Origin of the sequence: Kutzneria sp. NPDC052558 (assembly GCF_044547355.1) — a bacterium.
In the GTDB taxonomy this organism is placed as follows: Bacteria; Actinomycetota; Actinomycetes; order Mycobacteriales; family Pseudonocardiaceae; genus Kutzneria.
In genome coordinates, this window is sequence record NZ_JBIUAG010000003.1 from 455,001 (window position 1) to 476,136 (window position 21,136).

At 71.9% G+C, this 21,136-nt stretch carries 21 protein-coding genes; 17 read left to right on the forward strand and 4 right to left on the reverse strand.

Annotated features, from left to right (window positions below; all coding sequences use genetic code 11):
- Positions 1-164: 164 nt before the first annotated feature.
- From ftsH to ACIG5F_RS08715, 7 genes are read left to right on the forward strand one after another with little or no spacing between them, the layout of a single operon-like run.
- A complete protein-coding gene (ftsH, locus tag ACIG5F_RS08685) occupies positions 165-2,384 on the forward strand; it encodes an ATP-dependent zinc metalloprotease FtsH (protein ID WP_396516821.1) in 2,220 nt (739 codons plus the stop codon).
- A gap of 28 nt (positions 2,385-2,412) precedes the next feature.
- Positions 2,413-3,039, forward strand: a complete 627-nt coding sequence (gene folE, locus ACIG5F_RS08690; protein ID WP_396516822.1) for a GTP cyclohydrolase I FolE — start codon at positions 2,413-2,415, stop codon at positions 3,037-3,039.
- 39 nt (positions 3,040-3,078) lie between these two features.
- Positions 3,079-3,882, forward strand: a complete 804-nt coding sequence (folP, locus tag ACIG5F_RS08695) for a dihydropteroate synthase (protein ID WP_396516895.1) — start codon at positions 3,079-3,081, stop codon at positions 3,880-3,882.
- A complete protein-coding gene (folB, locus tag ACIG5F_RS08700) occupies positions 3,879-4,295 on the forward strand; it encodes a dihydroneopterin aldolase (RefSeq protein WP_396516823.1) in 417 nt (138 codons plus the stop codon). The genes folP and folB overlap by 4 nt, the downstream gene beginning before the upstream one ends.
- A complete protein-coding gene (gene folK / locus ACIG5F_RS08705; RefSeq protein ID WP_396516824.1) occupies positions 4,292-4,780 on the forward strand; it encodes a 2-amino-4-hydroxy-6-hydroxymethyldihydropteridine diphosphokinase in 489 nt (162 codons plus the stop codon). The genes folB and folK overlap by 4 nt, the downstream gene beginning before the upstream one ends.
- The gene (locus ACIG5F_RS08710; protein WP_396516825.1) at positions 4,780-5,247 is read left to right on the forward strand and encodes a DUF3180 domain-containing protein; all 468 of its coding nucleotides are present in this window, start codon (positions 4,780-4,782) and stop codon (positions 5,245-5,247) included. The genes folK and ACIG5F_RS08710 overlap by 1 nt, the downstream gene beginning before the upstream one ends.
- A gap of 58 nt (positions 5,248-5,305) precedes the next feature.
- On the forward strand, positions 5,306-6,871 hold the full coding sequence (locus tag ACIG5F_RS08715; protein ID WP_396516826.1) for a DUF6779 domain-containing protein: 1,566 nt from the start codon (positions 5,306-5,308) through the stop codon (positions 6,869-6,871).
- Here ACIG5F_RS08715 and ACIG5F_RS08720 read toward each other — a convergent pair whose 3' ends face one another.
- Together ACIG5F_RS08720 and ACIG5F_RS08725 are read right to left on the reverse strand one after the other, a co-directional pair.
- Positions 6,872-8,011 (reverse strand): NADH-quinone oxidoreductase subunit D, encoded by a 1,140-nt coding sequence (locus tag ACIG5F_RS08720; protein ID WP_396516827.1) that lies wholly within the window; start codon positions 8,009-8,011, stop codon positions 6,872-6,874.
- On the reverse strand, positions 8,008-8,967 hold the full coding sequence (locus ACIG5F_RS08725) for an SAM-dependent methyltransferase (protein ID WP_396516828.1): 960 nt from the start codon (positions 8,965-8,967) through the stop codon (positions 8,008-8,010). The genes ACIG5F_RS08720 and ACIG5F_RS08725 overlap by 4 nt, the downstream gene beginning before the upstream one ends.
- Before the next feature lie 63 nt (positions 8,968-9,030).
- On the opposite strand from ACIG5F_RS08725, the gene ACIG5F_RS08730 reads away from it, so the two are divergent.
- From ACIG5F_RS08730 to ACIG5F_RS08750, 5 genes are all read left to right on the forward strand, one after another.
- On the forward strand, positions 9,031-10,170 hold the full coding sequence (locus ACIG5F_RS08730) for a PrsW family intramembrane metalloprotease (RefSeq protein ID WP_396516896.1): 1,140 nt from the start codon (positions 9,031-9,033) through the stop codon (positions 10,168-10,170).
- Between the two features lie 143 nt (positions 10,171-10,313).
- Entirely contained in the window at positions 10,314-11,207 is an 894-nt protein-coding gene (locus ACIG5F_RS08735) for a Rossmann-like and DUF2520 domain-containing protein (protein WP_396516829.1), read from the forward strand.
- Positions 11,204-12,088, forward strand: coding sequence for a pantoate--beta-alanine ligase (gene panC / locus ACIG5F_RS08740; RefSeq protein WP_396516830.1), 885 nt, complete (start codon positions 11,204-11,206; stop codon positions 12,086-12,088). Before ACIG5F_RS08735 ends, panC begins: the two co-directional genes overlap by 4 nt.
- A 13-nt stretch (positions 12,089-12,101) precedes the next feature.
- Positions 12,102-12,566 carry an aspartate 1-decarboxylase gene (gene panD / locus ACIG5F_RS08745; RefSeq protein ID WP_396516831.1) on the forward strand — a complete coding sequence of 155 codons (465 nt, stop codon included), beginning with the start codon at positions 12,102-12,104 and terminating at the stop codon, positions 12,564-12,566.
- Positions 12,567-12,572: 6 nt separating this feature from the next.
- Positions 12,573-13,343: a type III pantothenate kinase gene (locus ACIG5F_RS08750; protein ID WP_396516832.1), complete on the forward strand. Its 771-nt coding sequence runs from the start codon at positions 12,573-12,575 to the stop codon at positions 13,341-13,343.
- 142 nt (positions 13,344-13,485) lie between these two features.
- Here the strand turns inward: ACIG5F_RS08750 and ACIG5F_RS08755 are convergent, their stop codons facing one another.
- On the reverse strand, positions 13,486-14,241 hold the full coding sequence (locus tag ACIG5F_RS08755; protein WP_396516833.1) for a class I SAM-dependent methyltransferase: 756 nt from the start codon (positions 14,239-14,241) through the stop codon (positions 13,486-13,488).
- Positions 14,242-14,297: 56 nt separating this feature from the next.
- Here ACIG5F_RS08755 and lysS point away from each other — a divergent pair, with 56 nt between their 5' ends.
- From lysS to ACIG5F_RS08780, 5 genes are all read left to right on the forward strand, one after another.
- A complete protein-coding gene (gene lysS / locus ACIG5F_RS08760) occupies positions 14,298-15,806 on the forward strand; it encodes a lysine--tRNA ligase (RefSeq protein ID WP_396516835.1) in 1,509 nt (502 codons plus the stop codon).
- Between the two features lie 126 nt (positions 15,807-15,932).
- Entirely contained in the window at positions 15,933-16,286 is a 354-nt protein-coding gene (locus tag ACIG5F_RS08765) for an Lsr2 family protein (RefSeq protein ID WP_396516836.1), read from the forward strand.
- Between the two features lie 375 nt (positions 16,287-16,661).
- The gene (locus tag ACIG5F_RS08770) at positions 16,662-17,675 is read left to right on the forward strand and encodes a FecCD family ABC transporter permease (RefSeq protein ID WP_396516837.1); all 1,014 of its coding nucleotides are present in this window, start codon (positions 16,662-16,664) and stop codon (positions 17,673-17,675) included.
- Positions 17,672-18,727: a FecCD family ABC transporter permease gene (locus ACIG5F_RS08775; RefSeq protein ID WP_396516838.1), complete on the forward strand. Its 1,056-nt coding sequence runs from the start codon at positions 17,672-17,674 to the stop codon at positions 18,725-18,727. The genes ACIG5F_RS08770 and ACIG5F_RS08775 overlap by 4 nt, the downstream gene beginning before the upstream one ends.
- The gene (locus ACIG5F_RS08780) at positions 18,724-19,518 is read left to right on the forward strand and encodes an ABC transporter ATP-binding protein (protein ID WP_396516839.1); all 795 of its coding nucleotides are present in this window, start codon (positions 18,724-18,726) and stop codon (positions 19,516-19,518) included. The genes ACIG5F_RS08775 and ACIG5F_RS08780 overlap by 4 nt, the downstream gene beginning before the upstream one ends.
- A gap of 156 nt (positions 19,519-19,674) precedes the next feature.
- Here the strand turns inward: ACIG5F_RS08780 and ACIG5F_RS08785 are convergent, their stop codons facing one another.
- Positions 19,675-21,066, reverse strand: a complete 1,392-nt coding sequence (locus tag ACIG5F_RS08785; protein WP_396516897.1) for an MFS transporter — start codon at positions 21,064-21,066, stop codon at positions 19,675-19,677.
- Between the last annotated feature and the right edge of the window lie 70 nt (positions 21,067-21,136).

The following is a 21,136-nucleotide window of genomic DNA, read 5'->3' on the forward strand; positions in this document are numbered from 1 at the left end:
GCCGAACTTCCGCCCGCGGTCCGTCCACGGCGGGCGGTAAGCTAGCTGGACGGGGCTGTCCCGCACGGTGCGGTGACGCCACTGCACGACGTGTTGAGCAGTGTCGCGAGGCAGGGCTTGACGTAACGCAGGGAGGGTCGAGGCCGCGTGACGGCCGTAGGTGAATGGACCGCAAGCGCGTTCTCCGCAACCCGCTGATCTGGATCGTGGCAGCGGTTGTTGTCTGGTTTGCCATCAGCACGCTGACCGATGACACTCGCGGGTACTCCCCCGTGACGACCTCGGCTGCTATTAGTCAGGTGCAGACGGGCAATGTCAAGACGGCCACGCTCCAGGACAAGGAGCAGCGGCTCCTGCTCGACCTGAAAACGGCGTACGAGGGGCACACCCAGATCGTCACCTCCATTCCGGCCAACGGCTCGGAGGACGCGATCTTCAGGATGCTCCAGGATCCGGCCAACAAGGTCGGGACCTACGACGTCAAGGTCACCAGTGACAGTCCGCTGACCAACATGCTCATCATCCTGGTGCCCATCGGCCTGTTGCTGCTGGTGCTGATGTGGATGATGAACAACGTCCAGGGCGGCGGCAACCGGGTGCTCAACTTCGGCAAGTCCCGGGCCAAGCAGCTGTCCAAGGACATGCCCAAGACCACGTTCGGCGACGTCGCCGGCGCGGACGAGGCGGTCGAGGAGCTCCACGAGATCAAGGACTTCCTCCAGAACCCCGGCCGCTACCAGGCGCTGGGCGCCAAGATCCCCAAGGGCGTGCTGCTCTACGGCCCGCCGGGCACCGGCAAGACCCTGCTGGCCCGGGCCGTGGCCGGCGAAGCCGGCGTGCCGTTCTACTCGATCTCCGGCTCGGACTTCGTGGAGATGTTCGTCGGTGTCGGCGCCTCCCGCGTGCGTGACCTGTTCGAGCAGGCCAAGCAGAACGCCCCGTGCATCATCTTCGTCGACGAGATCGACGCCGTCGGCCGGCACCGCGGCGCCGGCCTGGGCGGCGGCCACGACGAGCGCGAGCAGACCCTCAACCAGCTGCTGGTCGAGATGGACGGCTTCGACTCGCGCGGCGGCATCATCCTCATCGCGGCCACCAACCGGCCCGACATCCTGGACCCGGCGCTGCTGCGGCCCGGCCGCTTCGACCGGCAGATCCCCGTCGGCGCGCCCGACCTGCGCGGCCGCAAGGCCATCCTGCGGGTGCACGCCAAGGGCAAGCCGTTGGCCCAGGACGCCGACCTGGACGGCCTGGCCAAGCGCACCGTCGGCTTCTCCGGCGCCGACCTGGCCAACGTGATCAACGAGGCCGCGCTGCTCACCGCCCGGCACAACGGCACCATCATCACCGGCGCCGCGCTGGAGGAGTCGGTGGACCGCGTGATCGGCGGCCCCGCGCGCAAGAGCAAGATCATCTCCGAGAAGGAGAAGAAGATCACCGCGTACCACGAGGCCGGGCACGCCCTGGCCGCGTGGGCCATGCCGGACATCGACCCGGTCTACAAGGTCACCATCCTGGCCCGCGGCCGCACCGGCGGCCACACGCTGTCGGTGCCCGAGGAGGACAAGGACCTGATGACCAGGTCCGAGATGATCGCCCGGCTGGTGTTCGCGCTCGGCGGCCGCGCCGCCGAGGAGCTGGTCTTCCACGAGCCCACCACCGGCGCCTCCAACGACATCGAGCAGGCCACCAAGATCGCCCGCGCGATGGTCGCCGACTACGGCATGAGCGCCCGCCTCGGCGCGGTCAAGTACGGCGAGCAGGACGGCGAGCCGTTCCTCGGCCGGCAGATGTCGCACGCCCCGAACTACTCGCTCGAGGTCGCGCACGAGATCGACGAAGAGGTGCGCAAGCTCATCGAGGCCGCGCACGATGAGGCGTGGCAGGTGCTCAACACCTACCGCGACGTGCTCGACGACCTGGTCCTGGAGCTGGTGGACAAGGAGACGCTGCACCAGAAGGACCTGGAGCGGGTCTTCGCCCGGGTGCAGAAGCGGCCGCGGATCACCGAGTTCAACAACTTCGGCAACCGCACCCCGTCGGACAAGCCGCCGGTCAAGACCCCCGGCGAGCTGGCCAAGGAGCGCGGCGAGCCGTGGCCCCCGGTCACCGACGAGCAGCCGGAGCCCGAGCCCACCCCGGTGGCCACCGTGCCCGGCGGCGGCGAGCTGCCCGGCACCAACGGCTCCTCGGCCTACCCGCCGGCCCGGCCCGGCGGCAGCGCCGGCGGTCCGCCCAACTACGGCGCCCCGCCCGGATGGACCCCGGCCACCCAGCCCAACGGCTCCTGGACGCCGAACTGGGAGGGCGGCCGTCCCGCCGGGCAGGACGGGAACACGCCGTCCGGCAATTCAGGTGACACTGAGCGGGACAGCGGCCGTTGAGACGGTCCGCGATCTCGCGGAGGTGGGCATGACCAGCACTGTTGACCGAAGCGGCCCCCCGAGTGGGGCCGCTTCGGCCGATCACGGCCGGTTCGACCGCGCCCGCGCCGAGGCCGCGGTCCGCGAACTGCTGATCGCCTGCGGCGAGGACCCGGACCGCGAGGGCCTGCGCGACACCCCGGCCCGGGTCGCCCGCTCCTACCGCGAGCTGTTCGCCGGCCTCTACACGGATCCGGAATCCGTGCTGGAAAAGACGTTCGACGAAAGCCACGAAGAATTGGTCCTCGTCACCGACATTCCAATGTACTCGACCTGTGAACATCATTTGGTCCCATTTCACGGGGTGGCGCACGTCGGGTACATCCCGAACGCCAACGGGCGGGTCACTGGATTGTCGAAACTGGCCCGGCTGGTCGATCTGTACGCGAGAAGGCCGCAGGTGCAGGAGCGGCTCACCTCCCAGGTCGCGGACTCGTTGATGGCGAAACTGGAGCCGCGCGGGGCGATCGTGGTGATCGAGGCTGAGCATTTGTGCATGGCGATGCGCGGGGTGCGCAAGCCGGGGGCGCGGACGACGACCTCGGCCGTGCGGGGGATTTTCAAGACTTCGGCGACTTCCAGGGCCGAGGCGATCGAACTGATCAAGGGACGTTAGGTGCACAGCCGGCTGCCGAATCCCGACCGCTGCGTCGTGATGGGCGTTCTCAACGTGACCGCCGATTCGTTCTCCGACGGCGGGCGATACCTGCGCACCGAGGACGCGGTCCGGCACGGCCTCCAGTTGTGGGAGCGCGGCGCGGACCTGGTGGACGTGGGCGGCGAGTCGACGCGGCCGGGTGCGGACCGGGTGGACGCGGACGTGGAGATCGCCCGGGTGGCGCCGGTGATCGAGCGGCTGGCGGCCCAGGGCGTCCGGGTGAGCGTGGACACGACCCGTGCGGTGGTGGCGGACGCGGCGCTGGGCGCGGGCGCGGCGGTGGTCAACGACGTCTCGGGCGGCCTGGCCGATCCGCAGATGGCCAAGGTGGTGGCGGCGGCCGGCGTGCCGTGGATCCTGATGCACTGGCGCGGCCACAGCAAGAACATGAACGACCTGGCGACCTATCGGGACGTGGTGGCCGAGGTGTGCGACGAGCTGTCGGCCCGGGCCGACGCGGCGCTCAAGGCGGGGGTGGCGGCCGACGCCCTGGTGCTGGATCCGGGCTTGGGCTTCGCCAAGCGGCGCGAGCACGACTGGGCGCTGCTGCACGGCCTGGACCGGTTGCTGGGCCTGGGTTTCCCACTGCTGGTCGGGGCGTCCCGCAAACGTTTCCTGGGCGCGTTGCTGGCCGACCCCGACGGCAACCCGAGGCCGCCGGTCGGCCGTGAGGACGCGACGGCGGCGGTCACCACACTGGCGGCGGCCAAGGGCGCATGGGGGGTGCGGGTGCACGACGTTGGCCGGTCGCTGGACGCGGCGCTGGTGGTGCGGGCCTGGCAGCGGGGAGGCGACGAATGAGCGAGCTTGCTGGCGAATCATTCAGCGCGGGGCGTCCGCGAACGCGGAAACCGAGTGACCGGATCACGCTGACTGGGCTGCGGGTGTTCGGCTATCACGGCGTCTTCGAGCACGAGAAGCGCGACGGCCAGGACTTCCTGATCGACGTGACGGTGTGGCTGGACCTGACGGCCGCGGCGGCGAGTGACGACCTGACCCAGACCGTGCACTACGGCGAGCTGGCCGAGCGGGTGGCGGCGATCGTGGCCGGGGATCCCCGGGATCTCATCGAGACGGTGGCCGGCGACATCGCCGACGAGGTGCTGACCGACGACCGGGTGCGCGAGGTGGAGGTCACGGTGCACAAGCCGTCGGCGCCGATTCCACTGTCCTTTCAGGACGTGGCCGTGACGGTCCACCGGGTGCGCCCGTGACGCGGGCGGTGCTGTCGCTCGGGTCCAACCTCGGAGACCGTCTCGGCTTCCTCCAGGGCGCGGTGACGGGCTTCAAGGGCCAGCTGGTCGCCGTGTCGCCGGTCTACGAGACGGCGGCCTGGGGCGTGGAGGATCAGCCCGACTTCCTGAACGCCGTCCTGATCGTCGCCGACGACGAGGTCGACGAGTGGGGCTGGCTGGACAAGGGGCAGCGGCTGGAGAACGAGGCCGGCCGGGTCCGAACGAAACACTGGGGCCCGCGCACGCTTGATGTCGATGTGGTCACTGTGGACGGTGTGACGTCTGAGCATCCTGATCTGCTGCTGCCGCATCCGGGCACGCCGGAGCGCGCCACGGTGCTGATTCCGTGGCTGGACGTCGAGCCGGACGCGGTGCTGCCCGGGCACGGCCGGATCGCCGAGGTGCTGGCCGGCCTGAGCGCCGACGGGGTGCGCCGCCGGGACGATCTGCGGCTGGAGTGGTGATGAAGTTCACGAAAATCCGGGATCTCATCGGCGTTGCGCTGGTGGCCGGTCTGGTCACCGCGATCCTGCTGCGATTCGCCTACTCGGAGCTGCCGACGCTGCCCCGGCTGGCCGGCGTGACCTTCGGCGTGCTGGCCGTGATCGAGGCGGTGTTGGCCTGGCAGCTGCGCAACCGCATCGCCGGCAAGCCGGGCGCCCGGCCGGTGCAGCCGCTGACGGCGGCCCGCTCGGTCGCGTTGGCCAAGGCGTCCTCGCTGGTGGGTGCGCTCATGGCCGGGGTGTGGGCCGGGGTGCTGCTGACCGTGGTCCCGTTGGCCGCCACCTCCCCGGCCGCGGCGGAGGACCGCACGACCGGTCTGATCGGACTGGTCGGCTCGGTGGGCCTGGTGGCGGCCGCGTTGTGGTTGGAGCACTGCTGCAAGACGCCGGATCCCCCGCAGCCGAATGACAACGTCGGCCTCCGTTGAGGGGCCATTCGCCTGAGGGTAGGTCTCGTTCGGGTAACTGACCGGTACCGTAGAGCCCATGACCGGCCGCAGCGGCTTGACCGAAGGCGAGCGCGGTGACAGTCGTGGATACGGTCGGCTACTCCTGGTAGCGGTTCTCGTCCTGGCCATCGCCGCGACCGCCGTCCTCGTCCTGAGCAACGACGCGAGGTTCTTGCGCCTCGGCGTCCTCTCGGCGCTGTGGGCTGCCCTCGTGGGCGCGTTCCTGGCCGTCAAGTACCGCAGGGAGGCCGCCGCCAGCGAGGACGAGGTGGCTGACCTCCAGGCCGTCTACGAGCTCGAGCTGGAGCGTGAGGTCGCCGCCCGGCGCGAGTACGAGTTGGAGATCGAGGCCGACACGCGCCGCCGCGTCGAGGAGGAGTCCCGGGAGGACCTGGAGGCGCTGCGCGGGGAACTGCGGGCGCTGCGCGAGAACCTGGAGGCCCTGCTCGGCGGCGAGGTGCTGGTCGAGCGGGTGGCGCTGCGGGCGGAGTCGACGCGGATGCGGTCCCTGTCCGACCAGTCGCGGCTGCTGGCCGTGGGCGAGGACCGGTTGATCGCCAGCGCCAAGGAAGAACGCAAGCCGATCACCGTGGGCACGGTCCGCAAGGAGGCGGCGGCCGTGCCGGCGCCGGCCGACAAGACGGCGCTGCCGACCGAGATGATCGAGCGGATCGCCCACGAGGTGCAGCGCAAGGATCAGGCGCCGCGCCGGCCCGAACCGAGCCGCCCGGAGCAGGTGCGGCAGCCGGTCCGGACCGCGACCGCGCAGACCGACGCGTTGAGCCGGCCGGCGACGCAGCCCCGGCGCGAGCCGCAACGCCCGGCGCAGCCGGCCGCCACCCAGTTCGTCAGCCGCCCGGGCGCGGCCAAGCCGCCGGAGGCCCGGCCCGCCGCGCCGGCACAGCCCCGCCAGCCCGAGCCTCGGCAGCCCGAGCCCCGCCAGCCCGAATCGCGGCAGCCTGAACCCCGGCAGCCCGAGCCGCGCAAGCCCGAGCCCCGTCAGCCGGAGGCCCGGCCGGCCGGCATGCCCAACGTGGTCGGCATGCGGGTGCGCCCGCCGGAGCCGTCCCAACCCGTGCCCAAGCAGCCGGCCCGCGCGCCGGAGGTCCGTGAGCCGCGTCGCCCCGATCCCCGTCAGCCCGCGCAGCGCGCCGAGCAGACGATGGCGATGCGCCTCAACCCGGAGACGAAGGCGCCGCTCGCCCGCCAGCCCGAGCCGGCGCGTCCGGCCGAGGCGTCCGGCCGACGCCGTCGTCCCGAGGCCGAGGCCGCCGCCGTCGCGCCGGACACCAGTGGTCGCCGGCGTCGTCCCGAGCCGGCGGCGCCGCAGCCCGTGCCGGCCGCGGAGCCGCCCATGGACGGCCCGGTGTGGGACCCGGAACTCGGGGACTGGGTGCCGAACTCGCTGGAGATGCCGATCCCGGTGCGCACCGCGCCGGCCGTCACCCCGCCCCCGGCCCCCGCCGCCCCGCCTCCGCCGCCCGCCGCGCCCCCGGTCGTCGACACGGGTGCGCACGCCGCCGGCAAGTCGGTCAGCGAACTGCTGGCGTCGCTGGGCCAGGAGGAATCCCGCGGCCGCCGCCGTAGGCGCAGCGAGGATTAGTCACTTGTCGATGTCGCCGACCACGACCGCGAACGAGCCGAGCACGGCAGGCAGGTCGGCGATCGGAGTCCCGGGCAGCAGGGCGGACAGCGCCTGCACGTTGTTGAACGACGGCGTGCGCAGCTTGAGCCGCCACGGCGTCTTCTCGCCCCGTGAGGCCAGATGCACGCCGGAGATGCCCAGCGGAGCCTCGGTCCACACGTAGACGGAGCCCTCGGGGGCCTTGACCGCCTTGGGCAGCCGCAGGTTGACCGGCCCGGGCGGCAGGTCGTCGAGGGTGGCGGCGATCAGCCGCAGCGACAGCTCGATCTCGCCGACCACGCATTCGACCCGGGCCAGCGCGTCGCCGGCCGTGCCCAGCACCGGCTGGAAGTCCTGGTACGCAAGGTGTTCGCCGTCGCGGCGGAGGTCGACGTCGACGCCGCTGGCCCGGCCGGTGGGGCCGGTGACGCCCAGGGCCAGCGCGTCCTGGCGGGAGAGCACGCCCAGGCCGGCGTGCCGGGCCCGGAAGGCATCATCGTCCACAGTGGACGCGCGAATGGCCGGCGCCAGCTCCGTCAGCGAGGTCAGCAGGGTCCGAACGTTCGGGACCCAGGTGGCGGGCATATCCTCGCGCAGGCCGCCGATCCGGTTGGCCATGAAGTGGATCCGCCCGCCGGAGGCCTGCTCCATCACCGCTTGCACGGCCTCGCGGCCACGCAGGGCGGCGGTGGTGCCGGCAGTCGGCGCTCCGGTGAGCTCGCGGGTCAGCGGCGCGAGGAACACCAGATGGGCCAGCAACCGGTTCAGCTCGCACAGGATCATTCGCAGCGATGCGGCCCGCGGCGGCACGTCCATGCCGGTCATCCGCTCGACCGCCAGCGCGACGGTGAGCTCGTTGCAGAAGGCGGCCAGCCAGTCATGCCGGTTGGCCAGGGTGAGCACCTGCCGGTAGTCGCGGACCTCGAACAGCTTCTCCGCGCCGCGGTGCAGGTGCCCGACCAGCGGCTCGGCCTCGGTGACGACGTCGTCCTCGACGAGCAGCCGCAGCCGGTACGCGCCGTGCGCCGACGGGTGCAGCGGGCCGAGGTCGATGACGTGGTCGACGCCCAGGTACTTGGCGCCCGCGCCGACGCCGACGGTGATCTGCACGGGTGTCATGCTCGCACGAGGCTGATCGGGGCCGATCGGGGACAGAGCAGCCAGTGGAAGCCGCCGAGGCCGGCGGGATCGCGCAGCTCGGCGATCCGCCCGGCGCGGCTTGCCCCGGCCAACCAGCCCAACGGGTCCTGGGCGGCGAGGCCGGCGGCCGGCGCCTCCTCGGCGATTCCCAGTGCTGCCAACGCTTCCCGCTGGGTCACCAGCTCGCACGGGCCGGCCGCGGCGGCGACGGCGTCGAACGCGACGTGGGCGGTGATGTCGCAGCTGCCGTCCGGCGCCGGCGGAACCTGCCGGCCGGCGCGATAGCCGGTCAACGACCCGGCGAACGGCCGGGCGCCGGCGAAATGCCCGTAGTCGACGGCCAAGGCGGCCCCCGCTGCGACTCGCGCCACCAAGTCCGCCCACGCGGCGTCTCGCGGGTCGCCGATCTCCGCGCGCTGGCCGTCGACCGACAACGGCCACCACTGGTCGAGCCACGGCGAGGACACCTCGGCGCCCAACGATTCCGTGCCGTCGGACGCCACGTGCACCTCACGGATGCGGCCCTCGTGCCGCTGCACGACCCGGCACGGCAGCGAGTCCAGCCACTCGTGGGCGATGACCAAGCCCGTCACCTGATCGGGCAATTCCGCCGACCAGTCCACGCCGGCCGGCAGCGGCGGCCGGACCAGCTCCACCGCCCGCACCCGCAGCCGGCCCCCAAAGCGCTTGCCCAGCGCGAAAACCTGGGCCGCCAGCTCCCCGCCGCCGGCCCCGACGTCAACCAGATCGAGCCGATTCGGCCGGTCCAGGGCCACATCCACCCGGTCCAGCAGCTCGACCACCGCCTCGGCCAACTCCGGCCCGACCAACGGGGAAGTGCGGAAGTGGTCGGCCGGCCGCGACCCGCGGGCGAAGAAGCCCAGAGGGCCGTAAAGGGCTGCCCGCCAGGCCCGCGGCCAGTCGGGGTGTGCCATCACGTCAACTCCATGGCCCTATGGTTCATCCCCGTGACGACAGCAGCGCCACGGACCCGGACCGTGTTGGCTCCGGTGGTCGGACTGGTCGCCCTCGGGCTGGCCGCACTTGTCCTGCTGGGACTGGGCGTGGGCAAGGTGGGCCCGCTGGGGGTGGGCGTCGGCGCGGCCGCCGCGCTGCTGCCGGTGGGCCCGGTGGTGGCCGCGTTCCTGTGGATCGACCGGTGGGAGCCGGAGCCGGCGAAGCTGCTGTGGCTGGCCTTCGCCTGGGGCGCCTGCGGGGCGACGATCTGCTCGCTCGTGATCAACAGCACCGCGGAGGCGCTCGGCGACCTGGCGCTCGGGCACGGCGGCGGCAACACCGTGGCCGCCACCATCTCCGCGCCGATCACCGAGGAGGCGGCCAAGGGCATCTTCCTGGTCGGCCTGCTGGTGTGGCGGCGGCAGGAGTTCGACGGCCTGGTCGACGGCATCGTCTACGCCGGCTTCGTGGCCACCGGCTTCGCCTTCACCGAGAACATCGAGTACTTCGGCCGGGCGTTCGTGACCTACGGCTTCGGCGGCGCGACCGGCGGCGTGATCACCGCGTTCATCCTGCGAGGGGTGCTCGCGCCGTTCACGCATCCGCTGTTCACGTCGATGACCGGCATCGGGATCGGCATCGCCGCCCGCACCACCAGTTCCCGCGTGCGGGTGTTCGCGCCGCTGATCGGCTACGTGTGCGCGGTGCTGCTGCACTCGCTGTGGAACTCCTCGGCCACGCTCGGCGGCGCGGACGCGTTCCTGATCGTCTACTTCCTGGTGATCCTGCCGATCCTGGCCGCGATGGTGTGGCTGGTGGTCTGGCAGCGGCGGCGGGAGCAGCGGGTGGTGGCCGCGCAGCTGCCGGGCATGGCGGCGGCCGGCTGGATCGCCGACAGCGAGGTGTCGCTGCTGTCCAGCCTGACCGGCCGGCGGGGCTGGCGGACGGCCGTGCGCAAGCGAGCCGGCGCTCACGCGGCCAAGGCCGTGCACTCGTACCAGACGGCCGCGACCGAACTCGCTTTCCTGCGCGACGCCGTCGAGCGCGGCGCGGCGGGGGCGGATGCCGAGCAGCGGCAGCGCAATCTGTTGGCCACGATGCTCGCCGCGCGGCGGGCCGCGGTGAACGCCCCCGACGCGCTGCGCGCCACCCGGCACCACCTGGACCGACGCCAGCAGTGACACCCGGTCTCGGGCGGCCTTGCGGCACCCGTGAAACTTGTCACGGCCCGCCGGGCTGAATCGAAGAGTCCGGTTAGCCTCGTCCGGTCCGGTACCCGGCGTCCGATCGGGCCTGGAACAGCAACAAGGGAGCTCCGACCGCCATGACTCGCCCTGCCCGACTCGCCGTGGGCGTGGTGTCCGCCGGTCGGGTCGGTGCGGTGCTCGGCGCCGCCCTGGCCCGCGCGGGCCACGTCGTCGTCGCCGCGTCCGGCGTGTCCAAGGCTTCGGTCCGCCGGGCCGAGGAGCTGCTGCCGGACGTGCCGCTGTTGTCGCCGGACGAGGTGGCCGCTCGCGCGGACCTGGTGCTGCTGGCGGTGCCGGACGACGCGCTCGGCGGTCTGGTGCGAGGCCTGGTGGCGACGGAGTCGTTGCGGCCCGGCCAGATCGTGGTGCACACCTCCGGCGCGCACGGCGTGGATGTGCTCGCGCCCGCGGCGGAGATCGGCGTGCTGCCGCTGGCGCTGCACCCGGCGATGACGTTCACCGGCCGCGCCGAGGATCTGCACCGCGTGGTCGCCTGCTGCGTCGGCGTCACAGCCGGCGAGGGCGATCCGGCCGGTTGGAGTGTGGGCGAGGCGCTGGTCGTGGAGATGGGCGCGGAGCCGGTGCGGGTGCCGGAGGCGGTCCGCCCGCTGTACCACGCCGCCCTGACCCACGGCGCCAATCACCTGGCCACCCTGGTCACCGAATGCGTCGGCCTGCTGCGCAACGCCGGCATCGAGCCGGCGGAGCGGGTGATCAGCCCGCTGCTGTCGGCGGCGCTGGACAACGCGCTGCGGCACGGCGACCGCGCGCTCACCGGGCCCGTCGCCCGCGGCGACGTCGGCACCGTCCGCAAGCACGTGGGGGTGCTGAGGGACGCCGCGCCGGACACCGTGCCGGCCTATCTGGCGCTGGCCCGTCGCGCCGCGCACCGGGCGGCCGACGCCGGCGTGCTGCGCGCGGACGCCGTGCCCGAGATCCTTTCCGTGCTCGACGAGGAGACCGAGAGATGAACCTGACCCGGACCGACTACGCGCCCGGGCAGCTGACCGTGCACTCCGACCCGGAGAAGCTGGGCCGGGTCACCCGGGCGCTGCGCGTGGCCGGCCGCAAGGTCGTGCTGGTGCCGACCATGGGCGCGCTGCACGAGGGCCACCTGGAGCTGATCCGCCGGGCCAAGCGGCTGGCCGGCACCGTCGTGGTGGTGTCGATCTTCGTGAACCCGTTGCAGTTCGGCGCGAACGAGGACATCGACCGCTACCCGCGGCCGCTGGAGGCCGACCTGGCCAAGCTGCGGGCCGAGGGCGTGGACCTGGCCTTCACCCCGGGCGTCGAGGACATGTACCCGGAGACGCCGCAGATCACCGTGCAGGCCGGGCCGCTCGGCGACGAGCTGGAGGGCGCGGTGCGCAAGGGCCACTTCGCCGGCGTGTTGACCGTGGTGGCCAAGCTGTTCAACATCGTCCGGCCGGACATGGCCTTCTTCGGGGAGAAGGACTACCAGCAGCTGACGCTGATCCGCCGGATGGTCCGCGAGCTGCGCTTCGACGTGCAGGTCGTGGGCGTGCCGATCATCAGGGAGGCCGACGGGCTGGCCCTGTCCTCGCGCAACGTCTACCTGTCCCCGCCGCAGCGGGAGGCCGCGGTGGCGCTGTCGGCGGCGATGGCCGCCGGCCGGCACGCCGCCTTCGACGGCCCCGAGGCGGCGCTCAAGGCGGCCGGCGACGTGCTGGCCGCGCAGGACGGCGTGGACGTGTTCTACCTGGAGCTGCGGGCCCCCGACCTCGGCCCGGCGCCGGCCACCGGCGACGCCCGGCTGCTGGTGGCGGCCAAGGTCGGGGACACCCGGCTGATCGACAACGCCTCGGTGCAGCTCGGCGCCGAAGGCCAGTGAGAAGGGGCGGGACATGTTCCGCACGATGCTGAAGTCCAAGATCCACAGAGCTGTGGTCACCCAGGCCGACCTGGACTACGTCGGTTCCGTCACCATCGACGAGGACCTGATGCAGGCGGCCGACCTGCTGCCCGGCGAGCAGGTGGCCATCGTCGACGTCACCAACGGCGCGCGGCTGGAGACCTACGTCATCCCCGGCGAGCGGGGCAGCGGCGTCATCGGCATCAACGGCGCGGCCGCGCACCTGGTGCACCCGGGAGACCTGGTCATCCTGATCTCCTACGGCGTGATGGACGAGATCGAGTCCATCGCCTACCGGCCCAAGATCGTGTTCGTCGACGCCGACAACAAGATCCTGGACCGCGGCGAGGACCCGGCGCACGCCCCGGCCGGCTTCGGCCTCACCTCCGGAGCCGAGGTCCACGCCGAGACTTCGGACGCCGCGCGCCTGGACGCGCTGCTACAGGCCGAGGCGTAACCCGCCGTGCTGCTGTGCGTCGACATCGGCAACACCAACATCGCCCTCGGCCTCTACGAGGGCAGTGAGCTGGTGCACGACTGGCGGATGCGCACCGACGTCCGGATGACCGCCGACGAGCTGGCGCTGGGCATGCGAGGCATGCTCGGCCCGCTCGCCGACCAGGTGACCGGGGTGTCCGCGCTGTCCAACGTGCCCGCGGTGCTGCAGGAACTGCGCGTGATGCTGGCCCGCTACTACGGCGACGTGCCGCGGATCGTGGTGCAGCCCGGGGTGCGCACCGGTGTGCCGCTGCTGGTCGACAACCCCAAGGAGGTGGGCGGCGACCGGCTGGTCAACACCATGGCCGCGCACCACCTGTACGACACCGCCTGCGTGGTCGTCGACTTCGGCACCGTCACCAACATCGACGTCTCCACCGCCAAGGGCGAGTTCCTCGGCGGCGCCTTCCTGCCCGGCGTCGCCGTCTCCATCGACGCCCTGGCCGCCAGCGGCGCCCAGCTGCGCCGCGTCGACGTGCGGCGGCCCCGCTCGGTGATCGGCAAGAACACCGTGGAATGCCTTCAGTCCGGCATCCTCTACGGCTACTCCGGACAGGTCGACGGCCTGGTCCGCCGCATGATCGCCGCCCTCGACCCGGCCGGGCCCGTCACCGTGATCGCCACCGGCTGGCTGGCCCCGCTGGTGGTCGGCGAGGCGGAGCTGATCGACCACCACATCCCCGACCTCACCCTGCTCGGCCTCCGCCTCGTCTACGAACGCAACGCCACCACCTGAGCCCGGGCCTGTCTCCCTCCCTCTCCCCCCTCTTTTTCGCCACACGTGGACCACATTCGCGCCCAGGCGCCACATGTGCGCCACATGTGGCAAAAAATGAGTAGGGGTCAGGGGTGGTGGTAGATGGGTGGTGGGGTGGCGGTCAGGAGCGGATGGCGCGCAGGACGACGGCCCGCATGGGGAAGTCGAACTCGCCCTCGGCGGTCTCCGGCCGTGACTTGAGGTAGGCCAGCATCCGGTCCAGGGCCTGACCACGCTCCGGCTCCGGCATCGTGAGCAGCTTGGAGTGCGTGGCCGCCGTGGCCACCAGCGTCTCGGCGGTCCGTCGCTGACGGTGCGGGAACTCGGCCTGCTCCTGCGGCTCGAACGGCCCGAGCTCGACCGGCAGCACCATGCCGCGGGACTCGTCGCCGGGGGTGTGCGCGGTGTAGATCCGGTCCATGCCGGCGACCCACTCCACGCTGGTGTCGTCGTCCAGCCACAGCCCGGCCAGCACGCCGCCGCGCCGCAGCACCCGGCCGATCTCCGGCAGCGCGCGCTCGTGGTCGAACCAGTGCAGGGCCTGCCCGACCAGCACGGCGTCCACGGAGGCGTCCGGCAGCGGGATCCGCTCGGCGGCGCCGGACAGGGCAGTGACCTCCGGCAGCAGCGCCGACAGCTCCGCCCGCATCGCGTCGTCCGGCTCCACGGCCACCACGTCCAACCCGAGGGCGGCGATCATCGCGGTCAGCTTGCCGGTGCCGGCGGCCAGGTCCAGCACCCGAGGCCGTTCGGCGGCCACCGGGGCCAGCGCCCATTCCACCGCCGCGACGGGATAGTCGGGGCGGTGTTGCGCGTAGTCCGCCGCCCGGCGGCCGAACGACGCCGCCCGCCCGGAGATCAACTCCTCGCCTGCCATGATCCGACGTTAACCGGTTCGTGGTCACGGGCGGTGAGTCCGTAACCTTGTGAGCCGTGACCGAACACAACCCTTCCCATTCCGCCACGGACGACGACCTTCCCGAGCAGCTCCGCATCCGCCGGGAGAAGCGTGAGCGGATGCTGGAACGGGGCGTGTCGCCCTATCCGGTCGAGCTGCCGCGCACCCACTCGCTCAGCGAGGTCCGCGAATCCCACCAGGATCTGCCGCCGGACACCGCGACCGGCGACATCGTCGGCGTCACCGGCCGCGTGATGTTCATCCGCAACACCGGCAAGCTGTGCTTCGCCACGTTGCGTGAGGGCGACGGAACCGAACTCCAGGCGATGCTGAGCCTGGCCCAGGTCGGCGAGGAAGCCCTTTCCGACTGGAAGGCGACCGTCGACCTGGGCGATCACGTATTTGTGCACGGCGAGGTCATCACCTCGCGCCGCGGTGAACTCTCGGTGATGGCCGACGAGTGGCGGATGGCGGCCAAGTCGCTTCGCCCGCTGCCGGTCGCGCACAAGGAGCTGGCCGAGGAAACGCGCATTCGGCAGCGTTACGTCGACCTGATCCTGCGGCCGCAGGCCATGCACACCGTGCGCACCAGGGCCGGCGTTGTTCGGTCCCTGCGCGATTCGTTCCACCAGCGGGGTTTCCTCGAAGTCGAGACGCCGATGCTGCAAACGTTGCAGGGGGGCGCCACCGCGCGTCCGTTCGTCACGCACTCGAACGCGCTGGGCATTGACCTGTTCCTGCGGATCGCGCCGGAACTGTACCTGAAGCGCTGTGTGGTCGGCGGTATCGAGAAGGTCTTCGAGATCAACAGGAACTTCCGGAACGAGGGATCCGACTCCTCGCACTCCCCGGAGTTCGCCATGCTCGAGTTCTACCAGGCGTATGGCACCTATGACTCGATGGCCGCCCTGACCAGGCAGCTCATCCAGGAGGCGGCCCAGGCCGTGCTGGGCTCCCAGGTCGTCACGCTGGCCGACGGCGCCGAGTACGACCTGTCCGGGGACTGGACCGAGCTGACCATGTACGGCTCGCTGTCGGAGGCGCTGGACTCCGAGATCACCCCGCAGACCCCGGCCGAGCTGCTGCGCAAGCACGCCGACGCGCGCGGGCTGGAGGTGGACCCGAAGCTGGGTCACGGAAAGCTCGTCGAGGAGCTGTTCGAGCACCTGGTCGGCGACCACCTGCACGCGCCGGCATTCGTGCGCGATTTCCCGGTCGAGACCTCGCCACTGACCCGCGAGCACCGCGATACGCCCGGCCTGGCCGAGAAGTGGGACCTCTACGTCCGCGGATTCGAGCTGGCGACCGGTTACTCCGAGCTGGTGGATCCGGTGGTCGAGCGGCAGCGGCTGACCGAGCAGTCGCGGCTGGCCGCGGCCGGCGACGCCGAGGCGATGCCCGTGGACGAGGACTTTCTGCGTTCGTTGGAGTACGGAATGCCACCGAGCGGTGGCGTCGGAATGGGCATCGATCGCCTCCTGATGGCGCTGACCGGTCTCGGTATCCGGGAGACGATCCTGTTCCCACTCGTGCGACCCGAATGAGGTGAATCGGCGGCTGCCATTGACGGCGTGCGATAGATATGCGCTAATCTGTCCCCAAGACAGATTTTAACGGGCAGCCGCCGATTGGACCCCTTTCCGCGGCGCACTCTGTGTAGGAGGCCGCTCATGGCGCAGAAGGTCACTGTCGCCCTGATCGATGACCTGGACGGGTCCGAAGCCAGTGAGACTCTCGAGTTCGCTCTCGACGGCGTGGCGTACCAGATCGATCTTTCGGTGAACAATGCGAGCAAGCTGCGCGACGGATTGGCCGCTTTCGTGGCCTCCGCCCGCCGTTCCGGCGGCCGCAAGCGCAACCCCGGCCGCCCCGCCGGCGCCGCCGGCCGCACCCCGCGTCCCGCCGCCGCCGACCGCGAGCAGAACCAGGCCATCCGGGAATGGGCCCGCAAGCAGGGCATGAAGGTCTCCGACCGCGGCCGCATCCCCGCCGATGTCCTGGACGCCTACCACCAGCAGGCCTGACCGCCAGGATTTCCGAAGGGCCGCCCGTGTGGGCGGCCCTTCGTGTTGTCCACAGCCCCCGGCTCCCTTCCGCGGTTATCCACAGCCACTCCCCGCTCCAAGATCGATACCCCGTTCCAGCGGTAAAATGGATCGGGGATGGCCCCCTGGGTGGGCGGGCTCTGGGTGGGCGGGCTCTGGGTGGGCGGGCTCTGGGTGGGCGGGCTCTGGGTGGGCGGGCTCTGGGTGGGCGGGCTCTGGGGGCGATCGGCCGCCGTTGGGGCGGAGCTGACCGGGCCGCACCAGACCTCACCCCGGTTGTTGCCTGTTCAATCAGGGCCTGTCCGTTCCCTCCTCGCACTGCGGTTAGGCTAACCAAAGTCGAGAGGAGGGCTGGTGGGCGCAGTCGCGCGGCGTCGTCGGCGTCGGATCGTCGGGCTCCTGGTCCTGCTCGGGGTGGCGGTGGTGGCCGGGCTGGCCAGCATCGCCATCGGCTCGAAGCCGATCGGCCTGGACGGGGTGTGGCACGGCCTGCTCACGCCGACGGGCAGCGAGAACGACATCATCATCCGGTCCCTGCGGGTGCCGAGGACGGAGCTGGCGGTGCTGGCCGGCGCGGCGCTGGGGGTGGCGGGCTCGCTGATCCAGGGCCACACCCGCAACCCGCTGGCCGACCCGGGACTGCTCGGCGTGACCAGCGGCGCGGCGTTCGCGGTGGTGATCGGGATTTTCGCGTTCGACCTGACCAGCCTCTACAGCTACGTCTGGCTGGCGTTCGCCGGGGCGGTGGTGACCACGGCGGTGGTCTTCCTGCTCGGCTCGGCCGGCCGGGGTGGGCCGACGCCGTTGACGCTGGCGCTGGCCGGGGCGGCGGTCAGCGCCCTGATGGCCGGCCTGATCTCGGCGATGGCGGTGATCGACCAGCAGAGCCTGGAGACGTTCCGGTTCTGGCGGGTGGGCGCGGTCGCCGGCCGCGACCCGGTGATCATCGGGCAGGTGCTGCCGTTCCTGGTCGTGGGCCTGGTGCTGGCCCTGGCCAACGCGCCCGGCCTGAACGCGCTGTCGCTGGGGGAGGACGTGGCCCGCTCCATCGGCCAGCACGTGACGAGGACCCGGGTGCTGGGCATCGTGGCGATCACGCTGCTGACCGGCGGCGCGGTCGCGGCGTGCGGACCGATCGGGTTCGTCGGCCTGGTGGTGCCGCACGTGGCCCGGTTCATCACCGGCCCCGACCATCGCTGGCTGCTGCCGTACTCCGGGCTGATCGGCGCGGTGCTGATGCTGGTGGCCGACATCATCGGACGGGTGATCGCCTGGCCCAGCGAACTGCAGGTGGGCATCGTGCTGGCGCTGATCGGCGCGCCGGTGTTCGTCGGCATCGTGCGGCGCAATCGGCTGGTGCGACTGTGACGGCGCTGCACGGGGTGCGGATCGGGCCGGTCGGACTGAGGTTCCGGCTGCGGCCGCTGCTGGTGCCGCTGGTCGCACTGGCGCTGTTGGTGCTGGTGGTGGCCCTGAACATCCGACTCGGCGACTTCCCGATGACGGTCGGCGACGTGCTGCGGGTGCTGTTCGGGGCGGGCGACCCGACCGAGCAGTACATCGTGTTCGACCTTAGGCTGCCGCGAACGCTGACGGGCCTGCTGGTCGGGGCGGCGCTGGGCGTGTCCGGGGCGATCACCCAGGCGATCTCCCGCAACCCGCTGGCCAGTCCGGACGTCCTCGGCGTCACGCCGGGCGCGTCCGCCGGGGCGGTCGGCGTGATCGTGCTGGCCGGCGGCTTCGGGGGAGTGGCTACCGTCGCGGGCGCGATCGGCCTGCCGGTGGCGGCGCTGATCGGCGGCCTGCTGTCGGCCGCGCTGGTCTACCTGCTGGCCTGGCGTCGTGGCGTGGACGGCTATCGGCTGGTGCTGGTGGGCATCGGCGTGCAGGCGTTCATGCTCAACCTGACGTACTGGCTGCTGACCATCGGCGACATCAACCAGGCCGGCCAGGCGCTGGTGTGGATCACCGGCAGCCTCAACGGCCGCAGCTGGGCCGATCTGGCGCCGGTGGCGGTCGCGTTGGGCGTGTTCCTGCCGTTGTCGCTGGTCGGCGCGCACGTGCTGGGCGCCCTCCAGTTCGACGACGACACCGTGCGCAACCTCGGCGCACGGGTGGAGCTGAGCCGGTTCACGATGATCCTCATCGCGGTGACGCTGGCCGCGGTCGCGACGGCCGCGGCCGGCCCGGTGTTGTTCGTCGCCCTGGCCACGCCGCAGATCGCGATCCGGCTGGCCGGCACCGCGCGACCGCCGCTGATCGCCTCGGCGGTGCTGGGCGCGCTGCTGATCAGTGTCTCCGACCTGATCGCGCGGACGGCGTTCGGCATCGAGCTGCCGGTCGGAGTCGTGACGGCCGTGCTCGGCGCGCCGTACCTGATGTTCCTGATCATTCGGAAGCGCCGGGAGGTGCGGGCGTGACGGCACGACTGCGGGCCGAGTCGCTGCGGTTGGGCTACGGCGACTCCCTGGTCGTCGACGGCCTCGACCTGGACGTCGTCGGCGGCACGGTGACCGCCGTGATCGGGCCCAACGGCTGCGGGAAGTCCACCCTGCTGCGGGCCATGGGCCGGCTGCTCGCGCCGCAGGGCGGGCAGGTGCTGCTGGACGGCAAGCGCATCGACAAGATGCCCACGCGCGAGGTGGCCAAGCTGCTCGGCGTGCTGCCGCAGTCGCCGCAGGCCCCCGAGGGCCTCACCGTCGCCGACCTGGTCGCCCGCGGCCGGCACCCGCACCAGGCCTGGTACCGGCAGTGGTCGTCCGACGACCACGCCGCCATCGACGAGGCGCTGGCCATGACCGGCATGACCGAGTTCGCCGACCGCACCCTGGACCAGCTCTCCGGCGGCCAGCGGCAGCGGGCGTGGATCTCCATGGCGCTGGCCCAGGGCACCGAGCTGCTGCTGCTCGACGAGCCGACCACCTACTTGGACCTGGCCCACCAGGTCGACGTGCTCGATCTCGTGCAGCGGCTGCACAGCGAGCTGGGCCGGACCGTGGTGATGGTGCTGCACGACCTCAACCTGGCCGCCCGCTACGCCGACCGGCTGGTCGCACTGCGCGCTGGCAAGATCGTCGCCCAAGGCCGGCCGCACGAGGTGCTGACCGAGGACCTCTTGCGCGAGGTCTTCGAGCTGGAGGCCAAGGTCATCGACGACCCGGTGGCCGGCACGCCGCTCGTCGTCCCCATCGGCACCCGCCACCGCACCTGACTCCCACCCACCTGTCTGTGTCACCTGATCGGGTGACACTCGCGCCCCTCGATACGCCACATGCGCTTCCTATGTGGCACCAGCCGCCACATAGGAAGCGCATGTGGGTTTTCAAGGGTGGCTCGTCGACTCCCCTCGAACCGACGAGCCGGTCGGTCAGACCTGGGCGAACTCCGGCTCCAGGGCCGGCGCCGGCTCGGCGGCCGACCGGCGGCGCAGGCCGCTGATCGTCACGGTGGCGATCAGCCCGGCCAGGGCGACGCCGGTCACCACGGCCAGGGCCGGGTGGTAGCTGGCGATGACCTCGGCGGTGGTGTGCGGCGTCGCGGCGTTGAGCACCGCGGTCACCACGGCCAGCGCGATGGCCCCGCCGACCTGGAAGGACGTCTGCACGAGGCCGGCGGCCAGGCCCTGCTCGTCGTCGTCGACGCCGGTGGTGGCCTGCATGTTCAGCGCCGGGAAGGACAGCGCGAAGCCCACGCCCAGCAGCAGCATGCTGGGCAGGATGGCCAGCGCGTAGTTGGGGTTGGCGTCGATCTGCAGGAACAGGCCGTAGGCCACGACGAACGAGGCGAGCCCGACGGCGATGACCCGGCCGGCGCCGAACCGGTTGACCAGCGCGCCGGTGCGCGGCCCGCCGAAGGCCACGAGCAGGCCGACCGGCAGGAAGGCCAGCGCCATGCTCAGCGGCGACCAGTGCAGCAGCGACTGCATGTAGATGGTGCCGATGAACTGGAAGCCGGAGTACGAGCCGAAGACGGCCATGGCGGTGAGGTTGGCCGAGAGCACGTTCTTGTTGCGCAGGATGCCCAGCCGCAGCAGCGGGTGCGCGACCCGGCGTTCGACCAGCACGAAGGCGACCGCCAGCGCGATCACCACCGCGAACGAGCCGAGCGTGATCGGCGAGGCCCAGCCCACCGTGGACGCGGACACGACGGTGTAGACGAGCAGCAGCAGCGCGAGGGTGCTGGTGGCGGCGCCGAGCACGTCGTAGCCCTGGCGGGGGCCGTCGGGACGGCCGTGGTTGGGGATGAGCCGGATGCCGGCGATCAGCACGGCGATGGCCAGCGGGGCCGGCAGCAGGAAGGTCCAGCGCCAGCCGACCTCGGTCATCAGGCCGCCGAGGATCAGGCCGGAGGAGAAGCCGCTGGCCCCGAACGCGGTGTAGATGGACAGCGCCCGGTTGCGGGAGGGGCCCTCCGGGAAGGTCGTGGTGATGATCGACAGGCCGGCCGGGGCGGTGAACGCGGCGGCGGCGCCCTTGATGAAGCGGGCGGCGATCAGCAGGGTCGGGTCGTCCACCAGGCCGCCGAGCAGCGAGCCGGCGGCGAAGACGCCCAGCGCCACCAGCAGCACGCGGCGGCGGCCGAGCAGGTCGGCGGTGCGGCCGCCGAGCAGCAGGAAGCCGCCGTAGCCGAGCACGTAGCCGCTGATCACCCACTGCAGGGACGAGGTGGACATGTGCAGCTCGGAGCCGATCGAGGGCAGCGCGACGCCGACCATGGACAGGTCGAGGCCGTCCAGGAACAGCACGCCGCACAGCAGCATCAGCGCCGCCCACAGGCTCGCGGTCCAGCGCGTGCCGGCGGGGGCGGACGGAACGGGTGTTGCCGGTGTG